The organism is Aureimonas phyllosphaerae (assembly GCF_900113065.1).
Classification (GTDB): domain Bacteria; phylum Pseudomonadota; class Alphaproteobacteria; order Rhizobiales; family Rhizobiaceae; genus Aureimonas; species Aureimonas phyllosphaerae.
The window spans coordinates 58,765-74,006 of record NZ_FOOA01000011.1 but is presented as its reverse complement, the minus strand read 5'-3'; the positions used below and the strand labels follow the sequence as shown (position 1 = coordinate 74,006).

The following is a 15,242-nucleotide window of genomic DNA, read 5'->3' as shown; positions in this document are numbered from 1 at the left end:
TTTAGTTCCTCTTGCGCGAAACCGCGATCGGCGGCGATATCCTGCCACCGGCCCGTCGAACGCGCTTGGTCGACGGACGTGTCGAGGCTATCGTTGCCGGGGAATCGCCAAAGGCCGACGCAGATGCGGCCAGGCGGGAGGATGCCATGAATGCTTTCGCACTCGGTGCGGACCGGGAGGCCATCCGCGCGGTGGCGCTGGAGTTCGCGGCGGAAAAGATCGCGCCGTTTGCGGGCGCCTGGGACCGCTATCGGGAATTGCCGATCGGGACGCTGCGCGAAGCCGCCGCGCTCGGAATGGGTGCCATCTATGTCGAGGAAGCGCTCGGCGGTTCCGGCTTGGGCCGGCTTGACGCCGCGGTGATCTTCGAGGCGCTGGCGACGGGATGCCCGAGTGTCGCGGCCTTCCTGTCGATCCACAACATGGCGACCTGGATGATCTCCCGGCATGGCCCGCCCGCCCTGCGCGACGTCTGGCTACCGCGCCTCGCGTCCATGGATGCGATCGCGGCCTACGCGCTTACCGAACCGGATGCGGGGTCCGACGCCGGATCGCTGCGCACCCGAGCGCTGCCGGACGGCGATCACTACCGCCTCGACGGTACCAAGCAGTTCATCTCGGGTGGCGGACTGGCTGATGTCTATGTCGTCATGGCGCGGACAGGCGGCGAGGGGCCTTCCGGCATCTCCGCCTTCCTGGTTCCGGGCGATACGCCCGGCCTGACCTTCGGCTCCAACGAGCAGAAGATGGGTTGGAACGCCCAGCCGACCCGCGCGCTGATCTTCGAGAACTGCCGGATTCCCGCGGCCTACCGACTCGGCGTTGAGGGACAAGGGTTTGCGATCGCGATGGCCGGCCTCGACGGCGGGCGGCTCAACATCGCGGCCTGCTCCCTCGGCGGTGCCTGGGCCGCGCTTGACAAGGCGATCGCCTACATGAGCGAGCGCCGGACCTTCGGCAAACGACTGGCCGAACATCAAGCCCTGCGTTTCCGGATGGCGGATGCGGCGACCGATCTGGAAGTCGGCCGCAGCATCCTCTGGCGTGCCGCAGCGGCGCTCGATGCGGGGGACGTGGACGCGACCACGCTCTGCGCCATGGCCAAACGGGTCTGCACCGACAAGGGCTTCGCGATCGCCAACGAGGCGCTGCAAATGCACGGCGGCTACGGCTATCTCGCCGACTATGGGCTGGAGAAGATCGTCCGCGACCTTCGGGTCCATCAGATTCTCGAGGGAACCAACGAGATCATGCGTGTGATCGTCTCCCGGCAGGTCATGGGCCGCTAGAAGCCCGAACGCCAGCCGAACGACGCGGGAAGGGAACCATCATGACGACACCGACCATCGCCTTCATCGGCCTCGGCAACATGGGGCGGCCGATGGTCTCCCGGCTTTCCGTTGCCGGCGCGAGCGTTCGCGCTTTCGACGCCGCACCCGCCGCACTGGAAGCGGTTCGATCGGCCGGCGTGGTGACGGCCGGCTCTCTGGCGGAAGCGTTGAACGGAGCCGACGTCCTCGTCACGATGCTGCCGGCTGGTCGCCATGTCGTCGCGGTTTGCTCGGAGGCCTATCCGCAGCTGCCGAAGGGTGCCCTTCACATCGACTGCTCTTCGATCGACATCGCCAGCGCGCGGTCGATCCATGCGTCCGCCCTCCAGCATGGGTTGCAGTCCGTCGACGCCCCGGTGTCGGGTGGGACGGGCGGCGCCGAGGCCGGGACGCTGACCTTCATGCTCGGCGGGGAGGACGCAGCGGTCGATCGGGCGCGGCCGATCCTCGAACCCATGGCCGGCCGGATCGTCCATTGCGGCGAGCCGGGGACGGGCCAGGCCGCGAAGATCTGCAACAACATGATCCTCGGAATTTCGATGATCGGGGTCTGCGAGGCCTTCACGCTGGCCGAGAAGCTCGGGCTCTCGCATCAGGCGCTGTTCGATGTGGCCTCGAAATCCTCCGGCCAGTGCTGGTCGCTGACGAGCTACTGCCCCGTCCCCGGTCCGGTGCCCGCTTCGCCTGCCAACAACGGATATCGGCCGGGCTTCGCATCGGCGCTGATGGCGAAGGACCTTGGCCTGTCGCAGGCGGCGGCTGGCGATGCCGACGTTGAGACCCCGATGGGCGCGCTCGCTCGCGCCCTCTACGACCGTCTGGTGGAGGAGGGGGGCGGCGATCGCGACTTCTCCGGCATGATCGAGTTTCTACGCGGCATGTCGCCGACCGGCGGGGAGACCGCACGATGACGTCGCTTCTGGAAGCGCGCGACTTCCTTCTGGCTCACCGGGACGATCTCGATGCCGCGCGCGCCGGTTTTCGGTGGCCGGAAGCGGAGACCTTCAACTGGGCGCTGGATTGGTTCGACGGTGTTCTGGCTGCCGATCCCGACGTCCGGGATCGTCCCGCACTTCGGATCGTGGACTGCGCGACGGGTTCGGAGGAGAGTGTCAGCTTCGCGGAGCTCTCCGAGCGGTCGAACCGCTTGGCCAATATGCTTCGCGCCGAGGGCCTTGGGCGCGGCGACCGTCTGCTTCTGCTGATGGGAAACGAGCCGCTGCTCTGGGAAGTTATGCTCGCCGCGTTCAAGCTCGGCGTCGTCGTGATCCCGGCAACGCTCCTCCTCACCGCGAGCGAACTCGCGGACCGGATCGAGCGGGGCGCGGTCAAGGCGGTCGTCACCGACCCTCTCCAATGCGTCAAGGTCGACGAGGCCGGGTTTGGGGGCCTCCGGCTCGTCGCCGGTGCACCGGACCGCGCGGGGTGGACGTCGCTCGATGGGCGGTCGGATGCCCCCTCGACGTTCGTTCCGGAGGGGGAGACACGCGGCGACGATCCGCTGCTGCTTTATTTCACCTCGGGCACGACGGCCAAGCCGAAGCTCGTGATGCACACGCATCGCAGCTATCCGACCGGCGCCTTGTCCACGATGTACTGGCTGGGGTTGCGGCCGGGGGACGTGCATCTCAACGTGTCGTCGCCGGGCTGGGCGAAACACGCCTGGAGTTCGTTCTTCGCGCCCTGGAATGCCGGGGCATGCGTCCTCATCATCAATCAGGCGCGCTTCGATGCGAAAGTCCTGCTGGCCGCGATCGCCAGCGCGGGGGCGACCACCCTTTGCGCACCGCCCACCGTATGGCGGCATATCGTGCAGGAAGATCTACGCGCCACCCGGCACTCTCTGCGCGAACTCTGCGCGGCCGGCGAGCCGCTGAACCCCGAGATCATCGAGCAGGTTCGTGCGGCCTGGGGTTTGCGGATCCGCGACGGCTATGGCCAGACCGAGACCACCGCCATGGTGGCCAACAGTCCAGGTCTTCGAACCACGCCGGGCTCCATGGGTCGGCCGCTGCCGGGCTACGAGATTGAGATTCTCGATGCCGACGATCGTCCTGCGGAAGAAGGCGAGGTCTGCGTTCGTATCGGGGGTGCGAGGCCCGCGGGCCTGATGGCCGGCTATCTCGGTGCCGACGGATCATTGTTCGGGGCGGACGGTGATGTCTACCGGACCGGAGACGTGGCGTATCGCGATGATGGAGGCGGGCTCACCTTCGTCGGGCGATCGGACGACGTCTTCAAGTCGTCGGACTACCGCATCAGCCCGTTTGAGCTGGAAAGCGTCCTGATCGAACACGAACTCGTTCGTGAGGCTGCGGTCGTGCCCCTTGCCGATCCCTTGCGGCTTGCCGTTCCACGCGCCTTCGTGGTGCTGGTGGACGGGGCACGGGCCGATATCGACAGCGCCCGAGCGATCCACGCTCACGCCGTGCAACGGCTCGCGCCGTTCAAGCGCATCCGCGAACTCGTGATCGTGTCGGACCTGCCGAAGACGGTGTCGGGGAAGATCCGCCGCGTGGAACTGCGTCGTCAGGCGAGCGGCGAGATCACCGATGATATGGTGCTGGCCCAGTTCACGGAGCGCCAGCTCGGCGCCTGAGGCCGAGGCGCAGTCAGGCGTGGCGCGCTGTCCGCAGGACGCGCCCGAGCATCGAGACGAGCGCGGTGCCGTCGCAGGGCTTGTTGCACACTTCCACACCGGGGTAGCGCTCGGTCAGCACGCGCTTCTCTCCTTGTCCCGTATGGAAGAGGAAGGGAACGTCGACCTGCCTGAGGTAGTCGGCGACCGGATAGGACGCCTTGCCATGAAGGTTGACGTCGAGAATCGCGGCGTCGAAATGCTCGTTCTTTGCGCAAGCCTCGGCGACCGCGAGCGTCGCCGCACAGGTGACGCGCGCTCCGTTGTCCTGCAGTTCCGCCTCGATGTCGATGGCGACGAGGAACTCGTCTTCGACGACCAGCACGTGCTTGCCCGCCAGTGTCGAACTTGTCGCTGCCACGAAAACCGACCTCACTCAACTCGAACCGAAGTCGCCGGGGGCGACCGCAGAGGGCGCGGCGGCATGCCTTCGAGCACCGCCTTCGTCAAAGCCGTAGTATGGGGCGGAAGTTCCTTCCGAACAGATAAGCGGCCGGGAACCAGCGGAGGTTCCCGGCCGCCTGTCACCCGCGTGTCACATCAGCTGCGGCGTCGGCGAAGCTGATCGAAGTAGACGATGACGATGATCAGGCCGCCGGTGATGATCCGCTGCCAGAACGAATTGACGTTCAGGAGATTGGCGCCGTTGTTGATCGTGGCGAGGATGAAGGCGCCGATCAGCGGGCCGTGGATCGAGCCCACGGCGCCGAAGAGACTGGTGCCGCCGATGACCGACGACGCGATCGCCTGAAGCTCCCAGCCCTCGGCCTGCGTCGCGTTGCCGACGCCGATGCGGGTGGCGAGCAGCACGCCGACGAAGGCGGCACAGATCGCCGACAGCGAATAGGCCATGTAGATGGTGCGCGAGACGTTGACGCCGGACAGGCGTGCGGCTTCCGGGTTGGAGCCGACCGCGAAGAGGTAGCGGCCGAACCGCGAGCGGTGCAGGAAGACGAAGGCCGGCACCGCCACCACGATCACCATCCAGAAGAGGTTCGGGATGCCGAGGAAGCTGTTGCGCGAGAACTCGTTGAAGGCCGGATCGGTGATCGAGATCGTCGAGCCGTTGGTGATGACGAGGCCGATGCCGCGCAGCGCGGTCAGCGTCGCCAGCGTGATGATGAAGGGCGGCAGGCCCATCTTCACGATGCCGAACCCGTGGAATAGGCCGATCGCCAGACCCATCACGAGGGTCAGGATCACCGATAGCCAGACCGGAAACCCGGCCTGCAGCAGATAGGCGATGACGGTCGTCGAGAAGCCGACAACGGCGCCGACCGAGAGGTCGATGCCGGCGGTGATGATGACGAAGGTCTGGCCGATCGCCAGGATCGCGATCATCGAGCCCTGACGCAGAAGGTTCGAGATGTTGTTGGCGGTGGCGAAGGTCGGCGTCGCGAAGGCCAGGAAGACCCAGAGCGCGACCAGGAGGCCGAGAAGGGTCAGCGCGAACAGGAAGCCGAAGTTGCGGCGCGGCTTCTTCAGGGCGGCGACGGCATCGGCGTTGGAGCTTTGAATGGTCATGTTCGCCTCGTTCAGACGCCGATCGCCTGGGTGAGAATGTCCTCGTGCGTGGACTGGTGGAAGCCGTGCGAGCCGACGAGGCGGCCGCCACGGAACACGTGCAGCGTGTCGGCCAGTTCGTAGACTTCCGGCAGATACGACGAGATGAGGAGGATGCCGGCGCCGTTCTTCAGGAGCTGGCCGAAGAGCCGGTAGATCTCGGCTTTGGTGCCCACGTCGACGCCGACCGTCGGCTCGTCGAAGATGAAGACTTCGGCCCCGTGGTTGAGCCACTTGCCGATGACGATCTTCTGCTGGTTGCCGCCCGACATGGACGACGCCAGCGACCGGCGGCTGGGGGTCTTGATCGACAGGTTCTTGATCTGCCGGTCGGCGTGCTCGGCCTCCATCCGCGAGGAGATCGTGATCCCCTTCGTCAGCCGGTCGTAGATCGGAAGGTTGAGGTTCAGCCCGATCGGGAGATTGAGGGCGAGACCCTGGTCGCGGCGGCTTTCGGGCGCGAGCGCGATGCCGAGATCGATCGCCTTGCGCTCGGTCGCAATGTCGACCGGCTGCCCCTTCCAGAGGATCTGCCCGTCGGTCTTCGGATTGCGCCCGAAGAGGCTGAGCGCGAACTCGCTGCGACCCGCGCCGATCAGGCCGTAGAGCCCGACGATCTCGCCCGCCCGAACGGTGAGCGAAACGTCGGAGAAGCCGGCGCCTGAGAGGTTGCGCGCCTCGATCAGCGGGGCGCCGATCGGCACGTCGTCCTTGTGATAGATCTGATCCAGCGAGCGGTTGATCATCATCGCGACGAGTTCGGCGTCGTTGGTCTCGCCGATCAGCCGGGTGCCGACATGGGTGCCGTCGCGCAAGACCGACACGCGGTCGGCGAGCTCGAAGATCTCCTCCATGCGATGGCTGATGTAGACGATCGTCACGCCTTCGGACTTGAGGCGGCGGATCAGCGTGAAGAGCTGGGCGGCCTCCTGACGCGTCAGGTAGGCGGTCGGCTCATCGAAGATCAGGAAGCGCGTCCCGCGCAGCGAGGCGCGGGCTGTGGCGACCAGCTGCTGCTGGCCGATCGTGAGCGAGCCGAGCTCGGCCTCGGCCGGCAGATGGAAGCCGAGATCGTCGAGGATCGCCTGCGCGGCCTCGTTCATCTTGCGCTTCTGAAGGAGGCCGAAGCGAACGCTCTCGTCGCCGAGGAAGATGTTGGCGGCGACCGACAGGTGCCGGCACAGCACCACTTCCTGGTGCACGGCGTTGATGCCGTGATCGATCGCTTCCTGCGGGGTCGCGAGATCGACCGGCTTGCCCTGCCACAGGACCTCGCCGCTGGTGCGACGGATCACGCCGGTGAGGAGCTTGATCAGCGTCGACTTGCCTGCGCCGTTCTCGCCGACGATCGCGTGCACTTCGCCGGCCTTGAAGGCGAGCGAGGCGGGCTTCAGCGCAAGCACCGGGCCGTAGCTCTTGGCGAGCTGGCGCAGTTCAAGGATCGTCGTGCCCGCGGCCGGAAGCGGGTCCGACGTGGGATGAAGATCGACGGGTAGGGGATCGTGATGCGTGGGGGACATGTCACCCTCCGAAGCGCTGCGTCGAAGCGCGCCGTCCGCGGGGCAGACGACGGGCGCGAGCCTGCATCAGGCGAGGCGGGCGACCGGAGCCGCCCGCCGACCGATGGTCGTTACTTGACCTTCGGGTTGAGCAGCTCCTGCGAGCGCGGCTCGTTCATGTTCTCGGTGGTGACGAGGTTGGCGCCGGTGTCAACGTTCTTCTCGACCGTCTCCTTCTTGGAGGCGGCGAGCGCCGTCTTGATGCCGTCGTAGCCCATCCGGTACGGATCCTGGACCACGAGACCGGAGATCACGCCGTCCTTCAGGAAGCCGACGAGACGGTCGTCGCTATCGAAGCCGATCAGCGCGACCTTGTCCTTCACGCCGTTCTCGGCGACCGCCTGACCGGCGCCCTGCGCCATGATCAGGTTGGAGGCGAAGATGCCGACGAGGTTCGGGTTGGCGGTCAGAAGGTCGGTCGTGATGTTCAGGCCGGTCGCGGCCTGGCCGTCGGCGTAGCGATCGGCCACGAGCTTCAGGCCGGGGTGCTTGGCGAGCTGTTCGATGAAGCCCTTCTTGCGCTCTTCCAGCGAGCCGGCGTTCGGCGCGTTGGTGATGAGGGCGACTTCACCCTCTTCCTTGCCCGTCTTCGCCTTGATCGCAGCGGCCAGACCGTCGGCAGCGATGCGGCCGCCCTGGACGTTGTCGGTGGTGAGGAACGAGGTGAAGGCGGTGGATTCGGCCGAGGAGTCGATGCCGATGATCGGAACCGACTTGGCGGCTTCGGTGATCGGGGGGCCGAGGGCAGTGCGCTCGGTCGGCGCGATCACGATGGCGGCCGGGTTGCCGGCGACGGCGTTCTCGAGGATCGAAATCTGGCCGTTGATGTCGGTCTCGGCTTGCGCGCCGAGCTCGGGCACGTTGACGCCGAGATCCTGGCCCGCCTTGCGGGCGCCGGCTAGAACGATCTGCCAGTAGAAGGACGTCGTGTCCTTGACGATGATCGGAATGGTCGGCTGCTGCGCCAGCGCCGGTCCGCTCGGCAGGCCGAGGGCGAGAGTGGCTGCGGCGATACCGGCGAGTGCGAGCCGGCGGGTAAGCTTCAGAGACATCTGGGTTCCTCCCAAAAATGGACCGTTTATTCCGGTTCTTCTTATGATTGGCATAATCATACCGTATCGGCGGTGGAACTGGTTGGCAAGGGCCTCGCAGCTCGAAGTCGCTGGAATACGGCGGTTCAGAGCACCCCCGTCTTCAGGATGAGGTTGCCGTAATGGCGGGTCTCACCCGTGGCGACGATCAGGGATGCCGTTCTGGCGCGCTCGTAGAACGCGAAGCGTTCCAGCGAGCGGATCGGGAAGTCGCCCGCGCGCCGGCGGACGACCTCGGCGAATTCTTCGGCAATCGGCGTGACAGCGTCGGGATCGCCGACGACCTCCATGCGGAACGCGGCGGCTTCGACGAACGTGTCGAGCGGCAGGTGGGCGAGGATCGCGTCCGCGGCGGCGACGGCGTCGATCCCGTCGAGACGCACGACGCGGGGCCCGAGCGAATGCGAGGGGAAGTTCGCGTCGGAGATGACCAGTTCGTCGCCGTGTCCGAGCGAGCGCAGGGCATGCAGGAGGTCGGGCCCCAGCATCGGATGGATGTTGCGCAGCATGACGTCCCCGCTCAGATGTTGGTCCAGCCGCCGTCGATCGAAATCGCCTGGCCCGTCACGAAATCCGATTCGTGCGAGGCGAGATAGACGGCAAGGGCTGCGATTTCTTCGGGACGCCCGAGACGGCCCATCGGCTGGCGGGCCGCGAAGGCGACGCGCGCCGCCTCGAGGTCGCCGGTGGCCCGCATGCGATCCTCCAGCGACGGACTTTCCACCGTGCCCGGGCAGATCGCGTTGGCGCGCACGCCCTTGGCCACGAAATCGGCCGCGACGGACTTGGTGAGGCCGATCACCGCCGCCTTGGACGCGCCGTAGACGAAGCGGTTGGGCGCGGCGATCACGGACGAGGCGACCGACGCGATGTTGACGATCGATCCACCGCCGCCGTCGATCATCGCCGGCAGAAAGGCGCGGACCATCCGGAACATCGAGCGTACGTTGAGATCGAAGGCAAAATCGAACTCCTCGTCGGTGCAGTCGAGGATGGTGCCCGCGTGGACGAAGCCCGCGCAGTTGAAAAGAATGTCGGCACGCCCGACTTCTCCCGCAAAGGCGCTGACGGCCGCCGCGTCGCGCACGTCGAGGCGGCGCGTCGTGATGCCGGGTTCGGAGGCAAGGTCGGCCAAGCGCTCTTCGTTGATGTCGGACGCGATGACCTCGGCACCTTCGCGCGCGAAGGCGAGTGCCGTCGCGCGGCCGATGCCCTGCGCGGCGGCCGTCACCACTGCACGCTGTCCGGCAAGACGTTGGGTCAAATGCGGTCTCCTTTGTTGGTCCCGCTCCCTACTGCTACCGCGACCGCGTCCTCGAACGGCGCAGCTACGGGGGCGGCGAGCGCCGCGGTGATACGATCGGCAGCCTTCGCCACCTCGTGGCCGAGGGTTTCGGGCTCCACCGGATCGCTCAGGATGCGAAGGTGCGGGCAGGTGAGCGCGGCAACCGCGCCCGTGTCGTCGGGGTCGAAGATCGGCAGCGAGACATCGGTGACGCCTTCGGTGATGCCGGAGGCACGGACGACGCGCCCTGCCTCGCGGAACGCTTCGAGGCGAGCGCCGAGCGCCACGAAGTCGAAATCGGGATCCTCGGCCGCGATGGCCTGAAGCGTCCGCTCGCGGCGCCGCTCGCTCATGAACGCGAGGAGGCAGTGGCCGGAGCCGGTGCGCACGAGCGGCTGTCGGTAGCCGATGCGCACGGAGAAGCCGATGTGCGAAACGCTCTCCACGCGGGCGATCACCACCATCTGCGTACCGCTTGGCACGGCGAGATGGCAGGAATAGCCGCTGGTCTCGGCGAAGTCCCGCATGACGGGGAGGGCGGCTTCGGTAAGGGACCTGTGGAGCGGACGATTCAGTCCGAGGCGGAACAGCTTGTCCGCGACGACGAACCGGTCGGTCCCCTCGCGGTCGAGATAGCCGCGTGCTTCCAGCACCGCCACCATCCGGAAAATCTCGCTTCGCGTGCGCCCCAGGGCATCGGCAAGTTCGCCGAGGTTCAGGGCTGCGCGCGTCGACGATAGATGCTCGAGGATGTCCAGCCCCTTCTCCAGCGCCGGGGCGCTGTAGCGGGCGGCATCTTCGGCCGAGGCATCGTTGCGCGCGATTGACATGCAGTTCCGCTGGTGATTTCAGTTTTCATATATGAACAGGGATCATCGGGCATGTCCACCACAATTACGAGCTTCGAGACATTCGACATTCGCTTCGCCACGTCGATGAAGCTCGACGGGTCCGACGCCATGAACCCGGACCCGGACTACTCAGCGGCCTACGTGGTCCTGCGCACCGACGGCGATCTCGAAGGGCATGGCCTCGCGTTCACGATCGGGCGCGGCAACGATCTCGTCACATCCGCCATTCGCGCCGCCGCCGAGCGCGTTGTCGGGGTGTCGATCGGCGATGTCGCCGCCGATATGGGCGGCTTCTGGCGCCGGATCACGGGCGACAGCCAGCTGCGCTGGCTCGGTCCCGACAAGGGCGTGATGCACATGGCGATCGGCGCCGTGGTCAACGCCGTCTGGGATCTGTGGGCCAAGCGCGAAGGCAAGCCGGTCTGGCGGTTGATCGCCGACATGACGCCGGATCAGGTCCTCGATCTCATCGATTTCCGCTACCTGTCGAACGCGTTGACCCGCGACGAAGCGCACGCGATTCTTCAGCGCGCCGAAGAGGGCAAGGCCGAGCGGATCGCGATCCTTTCGCAGAAGGGCTACCCGACCTACACGACCTCGGCCGGCTGGCTCGGCTATGACGACGAGAAGATGCGACGGCTCTGCCGCGAGGGGATGGCGGAGGGCTGGACGCACTTCAAGCTGAAGGTCGGCCGCGACCTCGAGGACGACATCCGTCGCTGCCGGATCGTGCGCGAGGAGATCGGGCCGGACCGCACCCTGATGATCGATGCCAATCAGGTCTGGGAGGTCGGCGAAGCGATCGACTGGGTGAGGAATCTCGCCGAGTTCCGCCCCTGGTTCATCGAGGAGCCGACGTCGCCGGACGACGTTCTCGGCCACGGCGAGATCAGGGCCGGCGTCGCGCCGATCAAGGTCGCGACCGGCGAAATGTGCCAGAACCGGATCATGTTCAAGCAGTTCCTGCAGGCCGACGCGATCGACGTAGTGCAGATCGATGCCGCGCGGGTTGGCGGGCTGAACGAGAACCTCGCGATCATGCTGATGGCGGCCAAGTACGGGAAGCCCGTCTGTCCGCATGCCGGCGGCGTCGGCCTCTGCGAGTATGTGCAGCATCTGTCGATGATCGACTACCTCGTCGTCTCCGGCACGATGGAGGGACGCGTGGCCGAGTATGTCGATCACCTCCACGAGCATTTCGTCGAGCCCTGCGACGTGCGCGGCGGTCGCTACATGCCGCCGCAGGCGCCGGGCTTCTCGATCGAGATGAAGCGCGCCTCGATCGAGGCTCACATCTATCGCGGCGAGGCCAGCGCGATCAGGCCGTGACCTGGCCGCTCCGCTCGCGCTGGAGATAGCGGGCGGTCATCGAGAAGGCAGCGACCGCCAGACCCGCGGCGAGGCCCCACCAGACGCCGATCCCTTGCCATCCCAGCGGGAAGGCGAGGGTGTAGGCGATCGGCATGCCCACCGCCCAGTAGCTGCCGACGGCGATCAGCATCGGCGTGCGCGTATCCTTCAGGCCGCGCAGCACGCCGCTTGCCGTGACCTGCATGGCGTCGATGAGCTGGAACGCGGCGGCGACGAAGAGGAGCGGGATCGCGGTCGTCAGCACGCGCGCCGCGTCCGGCTGGCCCAAGTCGAGGTAGAGGCCGATCAGGCGCTCGGGGAACATCCAGAACAGGAGGGCGGCGAAGAACGCGATGCCGATCGCGACCATCATGGCGACACGGGCGGCCCGCGACACGTCCTCCGCGCTGCCGCGGCCATAGGCCGAGCCGACGCGCACCGTGGCGGCGCTGGAGAGGCCAAGCGGGACCATGAACGAGATCGAGGCGAGCTGGAGGGCGATCCCGTGGGCTGCCAGCTCCACAGTCCCGATCCAGCCCATCATCACGGATGCGGCGGTGAACAGCCCGACCTCGGCGACGATCGTCGCCCCGATCGGCCAGCCGAGACGCGCCACCTCGGCAAACGCCTCCCAGTCCGGCAGGTGGAACCGCCGCCAGAGATCGTAAGGGGCGAGAGCCGGAAGCACGCGCGTGTAGACGACGAGCGCGGCGAGGATGAAGACCGAGGTCGTGACCGACGCGATGCCCGAGCCGGTCAGCCCGAGCGCTGGAAGGCCGAAATTGCCGAAGATCAACGCGTAGTTGGCGAGCGCGTTGATCAGCGCGCCCAGCACCGTGATGACGAGCACCGGGCGCGGGCGCTCCAGCGCGCTGAGATAGGATCGCAGCACGAACGTCGCGAGGTAGGGCAGCATCGACCACTGCAGGATGCGCATGTAGTGGCCGCCGAGCTCTGCGACGCGCGGGTCCTGTCCGAGGGCCACGAAGATGTCATGCGTGAACCACAGCGGGATCATCACGACGGCGCTGTAGGCTGCGACCACCCAGAGGCCCATGCGCACCGAGCGACGCACTGCGCGCGTGTCGCGCCGACCGTTGGCGGCCGCCGCCATCGGCATCACCGCGTAGGCGAAGCCCGAGCCGAACATCCAGAAGACGTAGAAGGTCTGCGACGTGAGGACGGCGGCGGCGAGTTCCACCGGGCCGAGCCGCCCGATCAGGATCGTATTGGTGACGTTGATCGACATCTGCGCGAGCTGCGCGCCGATCAGCGGAAGGCCGAGCAGCAGCATGCCGCGCAAATGCGCGCCCCACGAGGTCGGGGCCCCGGCGCCGCCTTCGACATTCGCCCCGAGCGACACCATGACCCGAACTCCCCCATCACCCGCCGAACGGGTAGCGCGTGGGTAGCGCCCGCCCGGCCACCTGTCCAGATTGGCAAGGCAGGCGAACGAGCCCGCGCGTGCTGCAGCGCAGCGACGAATTCGTGCGCGCTTTGGAACGGCTGCAAGGTACTCGATTGACAAGAATGGAGCGGTTCGAAATAACGCAGACAATTGGGTTGTCGAACGTCCGAACGGCGAAGCGCTCCTGCCGCCGACGACCCTGCGAACGATCTCTAGTTGCGTGGAACGGCCATGGCTCTGCGAATCCTCCAGGTGAAAGACGGCAACGGCGCGGTGCAGGTCGTGGCGGCCGGAGACGAGGGCGCGGGCCATGTGGTGCCCGGCTATTTCTCGTCCTACGACCTTGCGCAGGCGACCGTGGCGCGTGGCTCGACGCTGGCGCAGGAAGTTGAGCGGGCCGGTCGCGGCGCGGCGGTGGATCTGGAGGCGGCGCTGGCCGAGGGGCGCGTCCTCATGCCGATCCATCATCCAGACCCGGCGCACTTCATCGTCGCCGGTACGGGCCTCACGCATCTCGGCTCGGCCGATGGTCGCGACAAGATGCATAAGGCGCAGGCCGGCGAGCAGCTAACGGATTCCATGCGCATGTTCCGCATGGGTCTCGAGGGCGGCAAGCCAACCGACGGCGAGATCGGCGTGCAGCCCGAGTGGTTCTACAAGGGCGATGGTTCCTGCCTCGTCGGCCCCGGCGAGCCGCTGACATCGCCCGTCTTCGCCAAGGATGGCGGGGAGGAGCCGGAGCTCGCCGGCATCTACCTGATCGGGCCGAACGGCACACCGTTTCGCCTCGGCTTCTGCCTGTCGAACGAGTTCTCCGACCACGTGATCGAGCGCGGCAACTATCTCTGGCTCGCCCATTCCAAGCTCCGTCAGGCTTCGCTCGGTCCCGAGCTTCTGGTCGGCGCGCTGCCCGACCACGTCGAGGGCACCTCGCGCATCCGCCGCGACGGCGAGCTGGTGTTCGACAAGCCGTTCCTGTCAGGCGAGGCGAACATGTCGCATACGATCGCCAACCTCGAGCATCACCACTTCAAGTACGACCTGTTCCGTCGCCCCGGCGACCTGCACGTCCACTTCTTCGGTACGGCGACGCTGTCGGTGACGCATGGCGTGAAGACGCAGGCCGGTGATCGCTTCGAGATCGACGCGCGCCCCTTCCGTCTGCCGCTGGTGAACCCGCTTGCTGAAACCGCCGGCAGCGAGACCCCTGTCGCCGTCCGCTCGCTCTGAGACCTGCCATGACCCTTCGCGTTGCCATCGTCGGTCTCGGCAAGATCGCCCGCGACCAGCACGTCCCCTCGATCGCCACGGTCGAGGGCGTCGAGCTGACCGCCGTCGCCAGCCGCAACGCCTCGCTCGATGGCGTTGCGTGCTTCTCGACCCTCGATGAGATGCTCGGCCACGCCGATCTCTTCGAGGCGGTCGCGCTCTGTACGCCCCCGCAGGGCCGTCATGAGTTGGCGCATGCGGCGTTGTCCGCCGGCAAGCACGTGCTCCTCGAGAAGCCGCCGGGCGCGACGGTGAGCGAAGTTCGGCCGCTCGAAGCGCTGGCGCGCGAGAAGGGTGTCTCGCTCTTCGCGACCTGGCATTCGCGCTTCGCGCCCGCCGTCGAGCCGGCCCGCGCCTTCCTGGCCCAGAGCCGGATTCGCTCGGTTCGGATCGAGTGGAAGGAAGACGTGCGCAAGTGGCATCCCGGCCAGGAATGGATCTGGGAGCCCGGCGGTCTCGGCGTCTTCGATCCGGGCATCAACGCCTTGTCGATCCTCACGGCCATCTTGCCGCGTCCCGTCTTCCTGACGAAGTCGGATCTGTCCTTCCCGGAGAACCGCGCGGCCCCCATCGCGGCGGCGCTCGCCTTCTCCGACGGCGCGGGCGTGCCGGTGGAGGCCGACTTCGACTGGCGCGAGACGCGTGGCGAAATCTGGAACATCATGGCCGAAACCGACGCCGGCTCGCTGACCGTCGCCGACGGTGGCAAGCGCATGCTGGTCGACGGGCAGGTGCGCCTCGACGAGCCCGACCGCGAGTATGCCGCGATCTACCGTCGCTTTGCCGAGCTGGCGGCGACCGGGGGGATCGACGTCGACCTGTCGCCGCTCCAGCACGTCGCGGATGCCTTCCTCCTCGGACGGCGGCATGTCGTCGAAGCCTTCGTGGAAAGCTGAT

Annotated in this window: 13 protein-coding genes and 1 pseudogene; 6 read left to right on the top strand and 8 right to left on the bottom strand. The window is 67.0% G+C overall.

Annotated elements, in window-relative coordinates:
* Positions 1-146: 146 nt before the first annotated feature.
* From BM175_RS14100 to BM175_RS14090, 3 genes and pseudogenes are all read left to right on the top strand, one after another.
* Positions 147-1,289, top strand: coding sequence for an acyl-CoA dehydrogenase family protein (locus BM175_RS14100; RefSeq protein ID WP_090964080.1), 1,143 nt, complete (start codon positions 147-149; stop codon positions 1,287-1,289).
* A gap of 35 nt (positions 1,290-1,324) precedes the next feature.
* Positions 1,325-2,242, top strand: a pseudogene (gene mmsB, locus BM175_RS14095) (3-hydroxyisobutyrate dehydrogenase); the annotation flags it as partial.
* Positions 2,239-3,930 (top strand): AMP-binding protein, encoded by a 1,692-nt coding sequence (locus tag BM175_RS14090; protein WP_090964077.1) that lies wholly within the window; start codon positions 2,239-2,241, stop codon positions 3,928-3,930. The pseudogene mmsB and the gene BM175_RS14090, both read left to right, overlap by 4 nt.
* Positions 3,931-3,943: 13 nt before the next feature.
* On the opposite strand, the gene BM175_RS14085 is transcribed toward BM175_RS14090, so the two are convergent.
* The 7 genes from BM175_RS14085 to BM175_RS14055 all read right to left on the bottom strand — a co-directional run bounded on the left by BM175_RS14085 (position 3,944) and on the right by BM175_RS14055 (position 10,297).
* Complete coding sequence (locus BM175_RS14085) at positions 3,944-4,330, bottom strand: response regulator (protein ID WP_175526860.1); 387 nt, start codon at positions 4,328-4,330, stop codon at positions 3,944-3,946.
* A 179-nt stretch (positions 4,331-4,509) separates the two neighbouring features.
* Positions 4,510-5,493 (bottom strand): ABC transporter permease, encoded by a 984-nt coding sequence (locus BM175_RS14080; RefSeq protein ID WP_090964073.1) that lies wholly within the window; start codon positions 5,491-5,493, stop codon positions 4,510-4,512.
* Between the two features lie 11 nt (positions 5,494-5,504).
* Positions 5,505-7,052, bottom strand: coding sequence for a sugar ABC transporter ATP-binding protein (locus BM175_RS14075; protein WP_090964071.1), 1,548 nt, complete (start codon positions 7,050-7,052; stop codon positions 5,505-5,507).
* A gap of 110 nt (positions 7,053-7,162) precedes the next feature.
* Positions 7,163-8,143, bottom strand: a complete 981-nt coding sequence (locus BM175_RS14070; RefSeq protein ID WP_055883711.1) for an ABC transporter substrate-binding protein — start codon at positions 8,141-8,143, stop codon at positions 7,163-7,165.
* Positions 8,144-8,268: 125 nt separating this feature from the next.
* Positions 8,269-8,691, bottom strand: coding sequence for an RbsD/FucU family protein (locus BM175_RS14065; RefSeq protein WP_090964069.1), 423 nt, complete (start codon positions 8,689-8,691; stop codon positions 8,269-8,271).
* 11 nt (positions 8,692-8,702) lie between these two features.
* On the bottom strand, positions 8,703-9,446 hold the full coding sequence (locus BM175_RS14060; RefSeq protein ID WP_090964067.1) for an SDR family oxidoreductase: 744 nt from the start codon (positions 9,444-9,446) through the stop codon (positions 8,703-8,705).
* Positions 9,443-10,297 (bottom strand): IclR family transcriptional regulator, encoded by an 855-nt coding sequence (locus BM175_RS14055; protein WP_090964065.1) that lies wholly within the window; start codon positions 10,295-10,297, stop codon positions 9,443-9,445. Before BM175_RS14055 ends, BM175_RS14060 begins: the two co-directional genes overlap by 4 nt.
* A 51-nt stretch (positions 10,298-10,348) precedes the next feature.
* Between BM175_RS14055 and BM175_RS14050 the strand changes: the two genes are divergently transcribed.
* On the top strand, positions 10,349-11,647 hold the full coding sequence (locus BM175_RS14050; RefSeq protein WP_090964063.1) for an L-fuconate dehydratase: 1,299 nt from the start codon (positions 10,349-10,351) through the stop codon (positions 11,645-11,647).
* Here BM175_RS14050 and BM175_RS14045 read toward each other — a convergent pair.
* Positions 11,637-13,034, bottom strand: coding sequence for an MATE family efflux transporter (locus BM175_RS14045; RefSeq protein WP_090964061.1), 1,398 nt, complete (start codon positions 13,032-13,034; stop codon positions 11,637-11,639). The two genes, BM175_RS14050 and BM175_RS14045, sit on opposite strands and share 11 nt — an antisense overlap.
* 273 nt (positions 13,035-13,307) lie before the next feature.
* On the opposite strand from BM175_RS14045, the gene araD1 reads away from it, so the two are divergent.
* The gene (gene araD1 / locus BM175_RS14040) at positions 13,308-14,306 is read left to right on the top strand and encodes an AraD1 family protein (RefSeq protein ID WP_090964059.1); all 999 of its coding nucleotides are present in this window, start codon (positions 13,308-13,310) and stop codon (positions 14,304-14,306) included.
* An 8-nt stretch (positions 14,307-14,314) separates the two neighbouring features.
* The gene (locus BM175_RS14035) at positions 14,315-15,241 is read left to right on the top strand and encodes a Gfo/Idh/MocA family protein (RefSeq protein ID WP_090964057.1); all 927 of its coding nucleotides are present in this window, start codon (positions 14,315-14,317) and stop codon (positions 15,239-15,241) included.
* Position 15,242: the final 1 nt, after the last annotated feature.

Bases quoted from the DNA above. Each gene is read 5' to 3' on its own strand.
- BM175_RS14100 (WP_090964080.1), top strand. From the start codon at position 147: ATGAATGCTTTCGCACTCGGTGCGGACCGGGAGGCCATCCGCGCGGTG.
- BM175_RS14090 (WP_090964077.1), top strand. From the start codon at position 2,239: ATGACGTCGCTTCTGGAAGCGCGCGACTTCCTTCTGGCTCACCGGGAC.
- BM175_RS14080 (WP_090964073.1), bottom strand. From the start codon at position 5,493: ATGACCATTCAAAGCTCCAACGCCGATGCCGTCGCCGCCCTGAAGAAG.
- BM175_RS14075 (WP_090964071.1), bottom strand. From the start codon at position 7,052: ATGTCCCCCACGCATCACGATCCCCTACCCGTCGATCTTCATCCCACG.
- BM175_RS14070 (WP_055883711.1), bottom strand. From the start codon at position 8,143: ATGTCTCTGAAGCTTACCCGCCGGCTCGCACTCGCCGGTATCGCCGCA.
- BM175_RS14065 (WP_090964069.1), bottom strand. From the start codon at position 8,691: ATGCTGCGCAACATCCATCCGATGCTGGGGCCCGACCTCCTGCATGCC.
- BM175_RS14055 (WP_090964065.1), bottom strand. From the start codon at position 10,297: ATGTCAATCGCGCGCAACGATGCCTCGGCCGAAGATGCCGCCCGCTAC.
- BM175_RS14050 (WP_090964063.1), top strand. From the start codon at position 10,349: ATGTCCACCACAATTACGAGCTTCGAGACATTCGACATTCGCTTCGCC.
- BM175_RS14045 (WP_090964061.1), bottom strand. From the start codon at position 13,034: ATGGTGTCGCTCGGGGCGAATGTCGAAGGCGGCGCCGGGGCCCCGACC.
- araD1 (WP_090964059.1), top strand. From the start codon at position 13,308: ATGGCTCTGCGAATCCTCCAGGTGAAAGACGGCAACGGCGCGGTGCAG.
- BM175_RS14035 (WP_090964057.1), top strand. From the start codon at position 14,315: ATGACCCTTCGCGTTGCCATCGTCGGTCTCGGCAAGATCGCCCGCGAC.